At 62.5% G+C, this 12,918-nt stretch carries 14 protein-coding genes and 1 pseudogene; 2 read left to right on the forward strand and 13 right to left on the reverse strand.

The genetic code is table 11. From position 1 onward, the window contains the following. Positions 1–57: 57 nt before the first annotated feature. The 5 genes from NKJ77_RS23130 to NKJ77_RS23150 form a co-directional block, all read right to left on the reverse strand. Entirely contained in the window at positions 58–384 is a 327-nt protein-coding gene (locus tag NKJ77_RS23130) for a chorismate mutase (protein ID WP_023671706.1), read from the reverse strand. Positions 385–391: 7 nt separating this feature from the next. Then, positions 392–1,978: a signal recognition particle protein gene (gene ffh / locus NKJ77_RS23135; RefSeq protein WP_023831885.1), complete on the reverse strand. Its 1,587-nt coding sequence runs from the start codon at positions 1,976–1,978 to the stop codon at positions 392–394. A gap of 382 nt (positions 1,979–2,360) precedes the next feature. Beyond that, entirely contained in the window at positions 2,361–3,311 is a 951-nt protein-coding gene (locus tag NKJ77_RS23140) for a CPBP family intramembrane glutamic endopeptidase (RefSeq protein WP_352535811.1), read from the reverse strand. A 147-nt stretch (positions 3,312–3,458) separates the two neighbouring features. Continuing rightward, a complete protein-coding gene (locus NKJ77_RS23145; RefSeq protein ID WP_023671709.1) occupies positions 3,459–4,058 on the reverse strand; it encodes a DUF1236 domain-containing protein in 600 nt (199 codons plus the stop codon). Between the two features lie 62 nt (positions 4,059–4,120). Further along, positions 4,121–5,218: a zinc-binding metallopeptidase family protein gene (locus tag NKJ77_RS23150; RefSeq protein ID WP_023671710.1), complete on the reverse strand. Its 1,098-nt coding sequence runs from the start codon at positions 5,216–5,218 to the stop codon at positions 4,121–4,123. A 293-nt stretch (positions 5,219–5,511) separates the two neighbouring features. Between NKJ77_RS23150 and NKJ77_RS23155 the strand changes: the two genes are divergently transcribed. Next, the gene (locus tag NKJ77_RS23155; RefSeq protein ID WP_023671711.1) at positions 5,512–6,309 is read left to right on the forward strand and encodes a lytic murein transglycosylase; all 798 of its coding nucleotides are present in this window, start codon (positions 5,512–5,514) and stop codon (positions 6,307–6,309) included. Between the two features lie 100 nt (positions 6,310–6,409). Here NKJ77_RS23155 and NKJ77_RS23160 read toward each other — a convergent pair whose 3' ends face one another. From NKJ77_RS23160 to NKJ77_RS23170, 3 genes are all read right to left on the reverse strand, one after another. Beyond that, entirely contained in the window at positions 6,410–6,688 is a 279-nt protein-coding gene (locus NKJ77_RS23160) for a hypothetical protein (RefSeq protein ID WP_023671712.1), read from the reverse strand. Positions 6,689–6,903: 215 nt separating this feature from the next. Then, on the reverse strand, positions 6,904–7,326 hold the full coding sequence (locus tag NKJ77_RS23165; RefSeq protein WP_023710248.1) for a hypothetical protein: 423 nt from the start codon (positions 7,324–7,326) through the stop codon (positions 6,904–6,906). Between the two features lie 139 nt (positions 7,327–7,465). Beyond that, entirely contained in the window at positions 7,466–8,698 is a 1,233-nt protein-coding gene (locus NKJ77_RS23170) for an argininosuccinate synthase (RefSeq protein ID WP_023831883.1), read from the reverse strand. A gap of 189 nt (positions 8,699–8,887) precedes the next feature. On the opposite strand from NKJ77_RS23170, the pseudogene NKJ77_RS23175 reads away from it, so the two are divergent. Continuing rightward, positions 8,888–9,528, forward strand: a pseudogene (locus NKJ77_RS23175) (LysE family translocator). Here NKJ77_RS23175 and NKJ77_RS23180 read toward each other — a convergent pair. The 5 genes from NKJ77_RS23180 to NKJ77_RS23200 form a co-directional block, all read right to left on the reverse strand. Continuing rightward, the gene (locus NKJ77_RS23180) at positions 9,500–9,967 is read right to left on the reverse strand and encodes a hypothetical protein (RefSeq protein ID WP_023831881.1); all 468 of its coding nucleotides are present in this window, start codon (positions 9,965–9,967) and stop codon (positions 9,500–9,502) included. The pseudogene NKJ77_RS23175 and the gene NKJ77_RS23180 sit on opposite strands and share 29 nt — an antisense overlap. After that, positions 9,964–11,196 carry a dual-specificity RNA methyltransferase RlmN gene (rlmN, locus tag NKJ77_RS23185; RefSeq protein ID WP_023831880.1) on the reverse strand — a complete coding sequence of 411 codons (1,233 nt, stop codon included), beginning with the start codon at positions 11,194–11,196 and terminating at the stop codon, positions 9,964–9,966. The genes NKJ77_RS23180 and rlmN overlap by 4 nt, the downstream gene beginning before the upstream one ends. 110 nt (positions 11,197–11,306) lie before the next feature. Continuing rightward, the gene (locus NKJ77_RS23190) at positions 11,307–11,810 is read right to left on the reverse strand and encodes an invasion associated locus B family protein (RefSeq protein ID WP_023671718.1); all 504 of its coding nucleotides are present in this window, start codon (positions 11,808–11,810) and stop codon (positions 11,307–11,309) included. 314 nt (positions 11,811–12,124) lie between these two features. Beyond that, positions 12,125–12,487 (reverse strand): YkvA family protein, encoded by a 363-nt coding sequence (locus NKJ77_RS23195; RefSeq protein ID WP_023687669.1) that lies wholly within the window; start codon positions 12,485–12,487, stop codon positions 12,125–12,127. Between the two features lie 119 nt (positions 12,488–12,606). Then, positions 12,607–12,903 carry a 4a-hydroxytetrahydrobiopterin dehydratase gene (locus NKJ77_RS23200; RefSeq protein ID WP_023706758.1) on the reverse strand — a complete coding sequence of 99 codons (297 nt, stop codon included), beginning with the start codon at positions 12,901–12,903 and terminating at the stop codon, positions 12,607–12,609. Positions 12,904–12,918: the final 15 nt, after the last annotated feature.

Below are 12,918 nucleotides of genomic sequence, written 5' to 3' on the forward strand. Positions count from 1 at the left end.
TCTGGTGCAGGTCGTTGTCCCAAAACCGCTGCGCACTTTTGGGCGACATGCACTTTGTTAGCCGGTTTTGCTTGCGCCGTTGGACGCGGCGATCTGCTCGTGATGGCGGATCACTTCGCGGACGACGAAGTTGAGGAATTTTTCCGCGAAATCGGGGTCGAGATGGGCGTCCTTCGCCAACTGGCGAAGGCGGGTGATCTGCTCCTGCTCGCGCGCCGGGTCGGCGGGCGGCAGGCCATGCTCGGCCTTGAGCACGCCGACCGCCTTGGTGCAGCGGAAGCGCTCGGCCAGCATATGAATGAGGGCGGCGTCGATGTTGTCGATCGAGGCGCGATAGCCGGCCAGGATGGTGCGTGCGTCGGCCATGTCTTTTTCTTCGTTCATAGCGTCCTCACTTCTTCTTTCCGAGGCCGGGCAGACCACCGCCGCCAAGGCCGGGAAGCTTCATGCCGCCGGGCAGACCGGGCAGGCCACCGCCGCTCGGGGCGGGCCGGCCCTTCATGCCGCCAAGACCGGGCATCTGCTTCTGCAAGGCTTCGAGCTGCTTGGGATCCATCTTGGAGAGGTCGGGCATGCCGCCACCCATCATGCCGCCGGGGCCACCCGGCATCATGCCGCCGAGGCCCATCTTGGAGGCAAGGCCGCCCATCATGCCGCGCATCAGGCCGCCGCCTTTGCCCTTGCCGCCCATCGCCTTCATCATGTCGGCCATGCCGCGATGCATTTTCAAGAGCTTGTTGATCTCGGCCGCATCCGTGCCTGAGCCGGCGGCGATGCGCTTCTTGCGCGAATGTTTCAGCATGTCCGGATTGGCGCGCTCGGCCTTGGTCATCGACGAGATGATGGCGAGTTGGCGGCCGAACATCTTGTCGTCGAGGCCGGCGGCCGCCATCTGGTCCTTCATTTTGCCCATGCCGGGCATCATGCCCATGATGCCGCCCATGCCGCCCATTTTCGACATCTGCTGAAGCTGGCCGGCAAGGTCGTTCAGGTCGAACTTGCCCGACTGCATCTTTTTGGCCATCGCCGCCGCCTGCTCGGCGTCGATGTTTTCGGCGGCCTTTTCGACCAGCGAGACGATGTCGCCCATGCCGAGGATGCGGTCTGCAATACGCTTGGGGTGGAATTCCTCCAGCCCGTCCATCTTTTCGCCGGTGCCGATCAGCTTGATCGGCTTGCCGGTGACGGCTCGCATCGAAAGCGCGGCACCGCCACGGCCATCGCCGTCCATGCGGGTCAGCACCAGGCCGGTGATGCCGACGCGCTCGTCGAAGCTTTTGGCAAGGTTGACGGCGTCCTGGCCGGTCAGCGAATCCGCGACCAGCAGGATTTCGTGCGGGCTCGACATCTTCTTGATGTCGGCCATCTCCACCATCAGCGGCTCATCGATATGGGTGCGGCCGGCGGTGTCGAGGATGACGACGTCATGACCGCCGAGCTTGGCTGCCTGGACGGCGCGCCTGGCGATGTCGACCGGGTTCTGGCCCGCAATGACAGGCAGGGTCGCGACTTTGACCTGCTCGCCGAGCTGGCGCAGCTGCTCTTGCGCCGCGGGCCGCCGCGTGTCGAGCGAGGCCATCAGAACCTTCTTGTTCTGGCGCTCGGTCAGGCGCTTGGCGATCTTGGCGGAGGTCGTCGTCTTGCCGGAGCCCTGCAGGCCGACCATCATGATGACGACCGGCGCCGGCGCATTGAGGTCGATGGCGACGCCCTCGGCGCCGAGCATGTCGACCAACTCGTCATGGACGATCTTGACGACCATCTGTCCGGGCTTGATCGACTTGACGACGGCGGCGCCGACGGCCTTCTCGCGCACCTTGTCGGTGAAGGAACGCACCACTTCCAGCGCAACGTCGGCTTCGAGCAGCGCACGGCGCACCTCGCGCAACGCCGCCGAGACATCAGCCTCCGACAGCGCGCCGCGGCCTGTCAGGCCGTTCAGGATGGAGCCAAGGCGCTCCTGAAGTGATTCAAACATTGGTCAACCCGCCGCGCGAGAGCGCCTTGGATTCATGGTGATCCCTGTCGGGCCGATGGCCCTCCACGCCTCTTGTGCGCTCCTGCAGCGATTCAAACATTCCGTTTCCTTTTCTCAGGCACCCCGATGGTGCCCGAGAGGTAGTGCGTTCGCGCCGCTCATCCAAGCAAAGCTCAAAACCAAAAAGCACCCGGGGGCGCTCAGCGCTGCCGGGTGTTGGCCTCCAGGATCTGTTTACAGCACCCACCTCAAAAGGTTTTGGCGTCCTGGTCGGCTTGCTCGGAGGGATACTCGTCGCGGATTTCGGGGCTGTAGACAGGAAATCGGCCGAAGAGTCAAGACAAGGGCGGCTTCCCGGTCTCTGGATCGGTCCCTGTTTAGTTCACCTTGCATCCCGAGGGTCGGCCGTAACCTTCAGCGGCGAGCGCGGGTGCAGAAGCAGCAGGATCGTCAGCAAGGTGCAGACGATACCGATGGCGGCGATGATGACGGCATCCGTCGTCGTCCAGTCCGGACCTTCCAGCGGCTTGGCGTTGAACAGGGCGAAGGAATTGTAGTTCTCCTGATGCGAGATCAGCAGGAAGCCGGTGAGATTGTTGCCGAGATGGGCGCCGAAGGCGGCGCCGAGACTGCCGGTGACATAAACCACCAGCGTCAACAGCAAGGCGAAGGCGGCGATCGAGGCCAGCACGCAGGCGTTGATGGCGGGGGTCGAGCCCGGGCTCCAATGCAAGGAGGTGAACAGCAAAGCGGGCAATAGCGCCCACACGTAAGGGCTCTCGAAGCGCCTGGCCAGGCCGCGCAGCAGATAGCCGCGAAACAGCATCTCCTCGGACGAGGTCTGCAGCAGGGTCAGCGCCACGATCGGGAGCAGGAACAGCAGCCAGGTCGACAGGTTGATCGTGCCGCGGGCGATTTCGGGCTGTAGCCAGTAGAGCAGGATTTCGGAAAGCGCCGATGTGATCAGCACCGCGACCAGGCCCTTGAGGAAGCCCGACAAGGACACGCGGCGGCTGGCGCCGAAAAGCGCCGAGAGCGGCTCGCCATGGACGAAACGCATGGCAAGCCAGAGGCCGAGCCAGATGCCGGTAAACGAAGTGAGTGCGGTGAGTATGCCGATGGGCGAGGCCAGAAAGCCCTGAAGCGGCCCGCGCGGATCGTCCGGCAATACATGCCAGACGATCGCGACATAGGTGCCGCCAAGCACCACAACCAGGGTGATCGCCACCCAGAACAGGACGACGACTGCCGTTCCAATTATCAGCCGCGGCAGGTTCGTCTTTTCGGTGGCCGTGTTGCTATAGCGCTCGAAGGCGGCTGGATCTGATATCACGCGAATTCCTCTGCCGAACGCATCGGGTCGCATGATCTAGGGGATCGTCGGCTCTCGCGCAATTGCTGCTGTTCAGCGACCCTTTTGCCGCCCTCAGCCTCGGCAGGAGGGCGGCACGAGTTCACTTGTCATTCTTTCCAGGCAAAATCAGCGCACGACGTACATGATGCGCCGTGTCTGCGGGTCGACCAGCGCCTGCTGGCCATTCACATAGACGTAGCGGTAGCGGTAGTCGGGGATTTCGCGCAGTTCGACCGTGTCGGGCAAGGTGGCACCGGTCACCACCTCGCCCTCGAGATAGACAGGATCGAGCCGGTGCGTGCTGACATAGGTGCCGACTTCCGCCGGTGGCCTGTCGATGGCGTCGACGGGGCCGTCGTCGGACAGAATCGCACCGGTATAGGTATCGGGATAATCATCCTGCGGCGGTGTAACCACGGTGATGGCGGCGTTGGCGGGGCGGCGTGTCAGAACGACCCGGTTGCCGCCGAAATCGGCCGTGACATAGTCGGAATAGACCCAGCCCTGGCCTCCGGCTTCGGCAATGGTGCACCATTTGCTGTTTTCGATGCAGCCATTGAGCGTCGCCGACTGGCCGGCGGCGAGCACGCCGATCACAGGATATTGCGGGCCGGGGCCGGCGCGCACATTAAGATCGGTGACGGCCGAGACGGCGGTATCGGCGAGTGCCGCACCCGACATCGCGACAAGCGCCCCGGCGACGGCCGGAAACAATATGCGTCTCATGGTTTCTCTCCCTTTCATGGTCCCTCGCGACACCAAACGAAACCAGAACGCATGCGTTCCGGCTAAAATACCGACGCCAGCTCACGATTTGTTCCGGTTTCTTTCGGCAAACCGGTCAAAAGCTCATGCACGAAGCTGAGTTTCTGCGCCGTCACGTCCGAAATGACGAAGGGATAAAGGTCGGGCAGGCCCATGCAGCGGTTGATCGAGTTGGAGGCTTCCGAGAGTACCAGCCAGCGGGCGAGAATCTTTTCGAACGGCTCGGGCACGGCGTCAGGTTCCGCGGGCGCCGCCTGCAACCGGCCGCCGGTGTCGCCTTGCGGCAGCACATTGGTCTCCATCGTCTCAAGCTGGCCGAGTGGAAAATTCAGCGCGTGCACCATCTCCAGCGTGTCGGTGATGTGGAGATGGTGCGCCCAGGTCTCGGCCCAGTCTTCCCATGGATGCGACGTCGCATAGGCGGAGATGTGGTTCTGCTGCCAGTCGGGCGCAGCGCCATTGGCGTAATAGGCCTTCAGCGCCTGCTCGTAGTCGGGGCGTTCGTCGCCGAACAGCGCCCGGAAGGCATCGAGCCGTTGCGGCTCGTCGCGGATCAGCCGGTCCCAGTAGTAATGGCCAAGCTCATGACGGAAATGACCGAGCAGCGTGCGGTAATTTTCGCCCATCTCGACGCGACGCCGCTCGCGCTCGGCCGAGTCCGCCTCGGCGACGTTGAGCGTGATCAGGCCGTTGTCGTGGCCGGTAAGGATGCGTTCGCCGCCGGGACCGCCGCCGATCGGATCGGCAATGAAGTCGAAGGCGAGGCCGATTTCGTCGCCGTGCTTGTGCTTGGGCACGACCGGAAGGCCGAAGGCGAGCAGCGAATAGACGGCGCGCTTCTTGGCCGCCTCGACGCGAATCCAGCGGCGGCGGTTGCCGTCGACGGAGAGGTCGGGGATCAGCTGGTTCAGCACGCAGGCGCGGCAGTAGGTATGACCCGGTTCGGCCATCCAGTTGCAGGCGCATTCATCCGCATTGGTGCAGTGGAAGATGCCGTCGACGTCAGACAAGGCAAAGCGCGCATGCTCGGGATCGTAAAGCACGAGACTCCCGCAATTCAGGCACTGCGCATTCTCGAAGTAGAGGCGGTGGCCGCAATGCGGGCAGTCGAACAGTTTCATGTCGATCTCGATGCGTCAGGCGTTGGCGTATGGCGTCAGAGGAGGAATATGGTGCGGAGCGGCGCCTCGCCCAAACGCCCGCCACGGGCCGCCGTTCCATGCCCCCGTCACCTCTTTTTACCCGAGCAGCGAATTCGCCTGCCCGGCACCGGGCGTTTCGGCCACAATAAGCACTTGATCGTAAGCAAATTCCGCTGCATTGGCCAGGGTAGCGCCGGGGGTACGGTGACAATGGCGCGTTTCGCTGGCAAGTTCGCAACCGGGACGTGATTCAGGCAATCAGGAGAAAAAGCATGGCATTGCTTGCCAAGGGAAAGATTATTGCTGCCGCGGTGGTCGCGGTACTTGCGCTGGCGACGGGCGCGCAGGCGGCGGCCAGCTGCGGCAAGACCGGCGCGGGCTTCGAGGCGTGGAAGCAGGACTTTGCCGCGCAGGCCAGGTCCGAAGGTGTCGGCGGGAAGGGTCTGGCTGCTCTGGCCGGTGCCAGCTACGCGACAAAGACAATCTCCGTCGACCGCGCCATCCACAAGGCGTTCAGCGGTTCGGTGGACGCCTTCATGAAGCGTCGTGGCGGAGCTGCGATCATTTCCAGGGGCCGTGCGCTGAAGAAGTCGAATGCAGCGATGTTCGACAGGATCGAGAGCAATTACGGGGTGTCGCCGGGCGTGTTGCTGGCCATCTGGGGCATGGAAACCGGCTTCGGAGCCTCCCTGGGCAACCAGAACACGGTCTCCGCCATTCTGACGCTTGCCTATGATTGCCGTCGCCCGGGCTTCTTTTACCCGCATGCCATTGCGGCGCTGAAGCTGGTCGATCGCGGCGCGCTGAGCGCCTCGTCGGTCGGCGCTGCGCATGGCGAGATCGGCCATACGCAGTTCCTGCCCGGCAATGTCCTGAAGTATGGCGTCGGCAACGGAAATCTGCGCGACAAGGCGACGGCCTTGGCTTCGACGGCCAACTTTCTCAAGGCTCATGGCTGGCGGGCGGGTGCGAGCGCGAGTGCGAATATGGGGGCCATCGCCGGCTGGAATTCCGCCAGCGTCTACCAGCAGGCCATCGCCCAGATCGCCGACGCGATCGACGGCGGCTGATAGAAATATCCAGATCGAAGAACGGAAAGCCCGGCCATGCGCCGGGCTTTTCTGCAAGGACTGGAGCTTTTGGCGTTCAAACCGTTCAGCAGCCGAGCGGCTACCCGCCTTTTATGACCTTCCAGATGTCCGTGGACTGGTCGAACTGGAGGCGGTTTATGTCGGAGAAGGTCAGCCGGCCGGTCTTCATGGCATCGACAAGGCGGCGGCACAGCAGTGGCGGCATGCGCTCCAGGGAAACGCCCATAAAAGCGGCGATCTCGTGTTTGGCCGATATATTCGATATGGCCACCTTGCTGACGCAGCGATCGAATGCCGCCTCGGGATCCTGTCTCACTTGCTCCTGCCCAGTCTGGCAACCGGCCAGCATGACGACCATTGCAGGCAGGGCCACAAACCACGGCTTCATTGTCAGCTGCCCCCATCGATTGTGAGGAGGCTAGATAAGGGCCCGAAAAGATCAAGCAGGAAAAGCACTGAGTTCTTTGCCGCCGCTCTATTTCTTTGTTTTTACGCAGTTACGGACGAAGTCGGGCATGCTCTTTCTCGAATTGCTCGATCGTTGGCGCAAATGCCGGCTGAGCGCCTGGGCTCTCAATAATGTGCGTAGCCGCTCAACGGGCACTTCTGGGAAATAGGAACCTCGAAGGCGCCTTCAGTACCTTTGCAGCTCCGGAATTTGGAGTTGCGCAGCACCGGCGCGGCCCTGGCAGCCGCCTTTGACTTGCCCTTGATGACCAGCCATATCTCGGTCGGCAGGTCTAGCTGCACTCTGTTCAAATCGGAGTAGCTGATCCGCCCGCTGCGTACGCCTTCGGTGATACGCTGGCAGAACAGGGCCGGCATGCGCTCCTGCGAGACGCCCATGAAAGAGGCGATTTCGTGCTTGAACGTGATGCTCCACAAATGGACTGCGGAGATGCACCCGTCCTGCTCGCGTTTCGCGGCCGCCTGCGAGGACTGGCATCCGGTAAAGACGATGGCCGCCGCAAGCATGAGAAAAATGGCGTTTTTCACGATCGGAATCCCTCGTCCCGCGAAGGAATTTAGATGAGGCTTTTAAAAGGTCAAACGGAAACCATGTCAGCCAGCTTGGCCTCTTATATTAGAGGTATCAAATAAAAACCCTGTGTGACCACCGGGTTTTCCTGGAACACTAGTTTGGTTCACCCTTGCGGCTCCTTGCCGCCAGCGTCCTCAGCCGCAGCGCATTGAGGCGGATGAAGCCGGCGGCGTCCTTCTGGTCGTAGGCGCCGCGGTCATCCTCGAAGGTGACCAGCGCGTCGGAATAGAGCGTCTTCTTGGATTTGCGGCCGGTGACCATGACATTGCCCTTGTAGAGTTTCAGGCGCACCGTGCCTTCGACGTCTTCCTGGCTCTTGTCGATCATCGCCTGGAGCATCAGCCGCTCGGGCGAGAACCAGAAGCCGTTGTAGATCAGCTCGGCGTAGCGCGGCATGAACTCGTCCTTGAGGTGGCCGGCGCCGCGGTCGAGCGTGATCGATTCGATGGCGCGGTGGGCGACGATCAGGATGGTGCCGCCGGGGGTCTCGTAGACGCCGCGCGATTTCATGCCGACGAAGCGGTTCTCGACCAGATCGAGCCGGCCGATGCCATTGTCGCGGCCAAGATCGTTAAGCGCCGTCAGAATGGCGGCCGGCGACAGCTTCTTGCCGTTCAGTGCAATCGGATCGCCCTTCAAAAATTCGATCTCGATCTCGGTGACCTTGTCCGGCGCCTCCATCGGCGAGACGGTGCGCTGATGGACGAATTCCGGCGGCTCGCTCCACGGGTCTTCCAGCACCTTGCCCTCGGAAGAGGAGTGCAGAAGGTTGGCGTCGACCGAGAACGGCGCCTCCCCCCGCTTGTCCTTGGCCACCGGGATCTGGTGCTGCTCGGCGAAGTTGATCAGGTCGGTGCGCGACTTGAACGACCAGTCGCGCCACGGCGCGATGACCTTGATGTCGGGATTCAGCGCATAGGCCGACAGCTCGAAACGCACCTGGTCGTTGCCCTTGCCGGTGGCGCCGTGCGCAATGGCATCGGCCCCGGTCTCCCTGGCGATCTCGACCAGGTGTTTGGAGATCAGCGGCCGGGCGATCGAGGTGCCGAGCAGGTAGGTGCCTTCATAGACGGCATTGGCGCGAAACATCGGGAAGACGAAGTCGGCGACGAATTCCTCGCGCACATCGACGACGCGGATATCCTTGATGCCCATCATCTCGGCCTTCTTGCGCGCCGGCTCCAGCTCGCCGCCCTGGCCGAGATCGGCGGTGAAGGTGACGACTTCGGCGCCGAGCTCGGTCTGCAGCCATTTCAGGATGATGGAGGTGTCGAGACCGCCGGAATAGGCGAGCACGACCTTCTTGACGTCTTTTGTCTTGGGCATTGCTGAGGACATTTTGGCGGTTCCGCGCGATGAGTTTCGCGGGCGAGGTATCACGGCATTTCCGGCCAGCGCAAGGGATGAACGGGCGCCGGCCGCCGCAGCCGCTGGACCAGATGCCACGCCAGTCAGTTGCTGGCGTGAGCGGGGAGGCTGCGTTATAGACCGACGATCATTCGCCAGGGCCCACCGATGTCCTTCATTCCCGACCCACCACGCTGATCCAGTTCGCCATCGCCACCATGATCCTGGCGATCACGCCGGGGCCGGATATGACGCTGTTCGTCTCGCGGACACTGAGCCAGGGCCGCGCCGCCGGCTTTGCCTCGCTGGCGGGTGCTCTGTTCGGAACGCTGATCCACACAACTTTGGTGGCGGTCGGCATCTCGGCGCTGATCGTCGCCTCGCCAATGGCCTTCCTCGTGCTGAAAATTTTCGGCGCCGCCTATCTGGTGTTCCTGGCCTGGCAGGCGATCACCAAGGGCTCGGCGTTTTCACCGCAGAAGAAGAACGGGCCGCAAATTTCGCTGTTCCGCAGCTGGGCCGCCGGGCTTGGCGTCAATCTGCTCAACCCGAAGATCATCCTGTTCTTCATGACGTTTCTGCCGCAGTTCGTCTCCGCTCACGATCCGAACGCGCCGGGAAAACTGTTCTTCCTCGGCCTCATGTTCATCGTGCTGTCGATCCCGATGACAGCGCCGATGGTGTTTGCCGCGGAAAGGTTTTCGGCGGCGATGAAGGCCAGCCCGCGCGTAACGCGGGTCGTCGACTATCTCTTTGCCGGTGTGTTTTCGGCCTTCGCGCTCAAGATCCTGACCGCTCAGGCGAAGTAGCGGCCTGCCACCAGCTTCCGGCCCAGCGGCCGGCGCTTAGCCAGTAGAAGATGCCGCCGACCATGCCGCAGCCGATCACCGCGGCGATGGCGCGCGGTTCGGTGACGTCGAAATCCACGTTCTGATGGACGAAGCCGAGGAAGGCCGCGGCCACGAAGCCGCCCGCGAGTGCATAGAACAGCCAGTCGCGGCGGCTGAGGACCTCGGAGATCAGGATTGCGACCACCGCCGGTATGAAAGCGAAATAGGCGACAAACAGCGCCACGAACGGGATCGAAAAATACAGCGCCGCGGCCGCCGCTGGGTGCGCATCGTCCGGCATATAACCGACGGAAGCCAGGAACAGCACGTTGAGAAAGGCGCTCGCCGCCAATGAGGCGACGACATAGCCGAACAGGATGACAGCGAAACGGAGGATATAGGCGAAGAGGCGGCTCACGCCTCGCCATGCCCCGCAATCATCATGGCTTCCAGCGCCAGGCGGTCGACCTTGCGCATGCGTTCGGAGTCGGATTTGAGCTGCCCGCAGGCGGCCAGGATGTCGCGGCCGCGCGGCGTGCGGATCGGCGAGGCATAGCCGGCATTGTTGATGTAGTCGGCAAACTTCTCGATCGTCTCCCAGTCCGAGCACTGATAGTTGGTGCCCGGCCACGGGTTGAACGGGATCAGATTGATCTTGGCTGGAATGCCTTTGAGCAGCTTGATCAGCCCCTTGGCGTCCTCGATGGAATCGTTGACGTCCTTCAGCATCACATATTCGAAGGTGATGCGCTTGGCGTTGGACAGGCCGGGATAGGCGCGGCAGGCCTCGATCAGTTCCTTCAGCGGATACTTCTTGTTGATCGGCACAAGCAGGTCGCGCAAATCGTCATTGGTGGCGTGCAGCGAGATCGCCAGCATGACCCCGATCTCCTCGCCGGTGCGGAAGATCTCGGGCACCACGCCGGAGGTCGAGAGCGTAATGCGGCGCTTCGACAGCGACAGTCCGTCGCCGTCGGAGGCAATCAGCAGCGCCTTCTTCACCGCCTCGAAATTGTAGAGCGGCTCGCCCATGCCCATCATGACGACGTTGGAGACTTTTCTGCCCTCGGCAGGGACGATGGCGCCGTCGGGTGTGTCGCGGTCGGGGAAATCGCCGAGCCGGTCGCGGGCGGTGAGCAATTGCGCCAGGATCTCTTCCGCCGTCAAATTGCGCACCAGCTTCTGTGTGCCGGTGTGGCAGAACGAGCAGGTCAGCGTGCAGCCGACCTGCGATGAGATGCATAGCGTGCCGCGGCCTTCTTCGGGGATGTAGACGGTCTCGATCTCGACGGGACGGCCGGCGCCGCGCGGCGGAAAGCGGAACAGCCACTTGCGCGTGCCGTCGGAGGAAATCTGCTCCTCGACGATTTCGGGCCTGGCGATGGTGAAATGCTTGTCCAGTTCGGCGCGCAGATCTTTGGAGATGTTGAACATGCCGGCAAAGTCGGAGACGCCGCGCACATACATCCAGTGCCAGAGCTGTTGGGCGCGCATTTTCGCCTGGCGCTCGGGCACGATGCCGGCACTGATGAGGGCGTCACCGAGCTCGGCCCGCGTCAGGCCGATCAGCGACGGCTTCTCGGGCGTGGCGCGGGCGCGCAACGCATCGCGTGCGCCCTCAGTGGTGAGATCGAAGGAAAGGGTCATATCAGCGCCAATATAAGCGAATTGCGGCCGATTTCATCCATCGTGCCGAAAAGAAGCGCGGCGCATAGCACAGGTTGCGGCGAGAGTCATGCGGCGGGAACCGCGCTAGCCTACTTGCACTTGGCGATCGACGTCAGCGCGGCCGAGATGCCTTTCAGCGAAAACACATAGGTCGTCGGATTGCCGCGGCCAGACTTCGCCGAGACCTTCATGTCGGTGCCGGTTTTCATGGCGGCGATCAGCACCGGCTCTTCGGCGGCGTTCTCGACCCAGGCCGACTTGCCGCGGGTGAACATCGAGAACGTCTTCTTGTCGATGGTGACGGTGGCCTTGGAGCCTTCCTGGAATGTGTAGCCGGCGATGAATTGCGGCTCGTAGGACACTTGCTGGCCCGGCCGCTGGCTGACGAAGAAGAACATGTCGCCGTGATCGAGCGTCGGCGGCTGCTTGTCGGTCGGCACGGTGAGCACATAGCAGACCTTGCCGCCCTGCGCCTGGTAGCTGTAGGTGCCCCAGGCATTGTGCTGGCCGATCTTGGTCGCCTGCTGCGCCAGCGCCGGCGCGGCAAAGGCCACCAGGACCAGGCTCGAGACTAGTGCAATCAATCCGCGCATCGCTTTTCCCGTATTCCAAATGGTGCGGGGCAGGCCGGCTTGGCGTCCTGCCCGTCGCTTCATTTTGATTTAATCTGGGTTACCAAACGGTGAATTTCCCTTGGAAAAGGACATTCACCCATGGAAACCACCGCCATTTCCGCGCCGCTTCTTGAAAAAACGGCTTTCGCAATGTCCCTGCGGCGACTTGGAGGCCACGAAAGCGGCAAGAGTTTGACTTTTCGAACGGCCGCAGCGGAACCCGAAGCCAAGCCGCTATCGTCCTGTTTGAGCGGAGGATTTCTTCTGAACCCAGTTGCCAACGCGACGCCGATTCAGCTCTTGTCGGCGATCGCCTCCTTGGCGGCCTTGCGGTGCGCAGGGGTGATATGGGCGCTTACCGCGGAGATCGCGGCGGTCAGCACGGCAATGTCGTCGGTGAAGCCGAGGCCGAAGACGAAATCGGGTATGACATCGACCGGCAGCACGAAATAGCCAAGCGCTGCCAGCAATATGCCCTTGGCACGCAAAGGCGTCTTCCTGTCGAGCGCGCAATAATAGCCGGCGACGACCTCTTCCATGAACGGAATCTGCCGGGCGGCCTTCTTGGCCGTGCGCCAGAATTTGGCGCGCACTTCACTCTCGTCGCCGAGCTTGCTGCCGAAGCCGAAGAAATCAAAACCGGGCTGCTGCGCCATCAATCCTCTCCTTGCCGGCCGTCGCGCTACGCGTTTCGCGCGGCCGCCACGGAAAATGTGGTGAAAGTCCCGGTCCACTGCAAGAGGATGGCGCCGATTTGGCGTTGCCGCCCCAGCGTTCAGCCGCCTGCATACCCATTCATCTTCTTGGCCAGCGCGATGTCGAGCGCGGTGACACCGCCGGCATCATGGGTGTTGAGCGTCACGTCGACAGTCTTGTAGACGTTCGACCAGTCGGGATGATGGTCCATCTTCTCGGCGGCCAGCGCGACGCGGGTCATGAAGGCGAAGGCTTCGGAAAAATTCTTGAAGACAAAGCTGCGCTTGATGGAGGCGCCATCGGCTGCCTGCGACCAGCCAGGCAGTTCGGCCAGTGCGGCGGCGATGGCGTCCTTGCTGAGTTTCTCTCTCTTCATGATGATTTCCCATGC

It is taken from the genome of Mesorhizobium sp. M0052 (assembly GCF_040323255.1).
Lineage (GTDB): Bacteria > Pseudomonadota > Alphaproteobacteria > Rhizobiales > Rhizobiaceae > Mesorhizobium.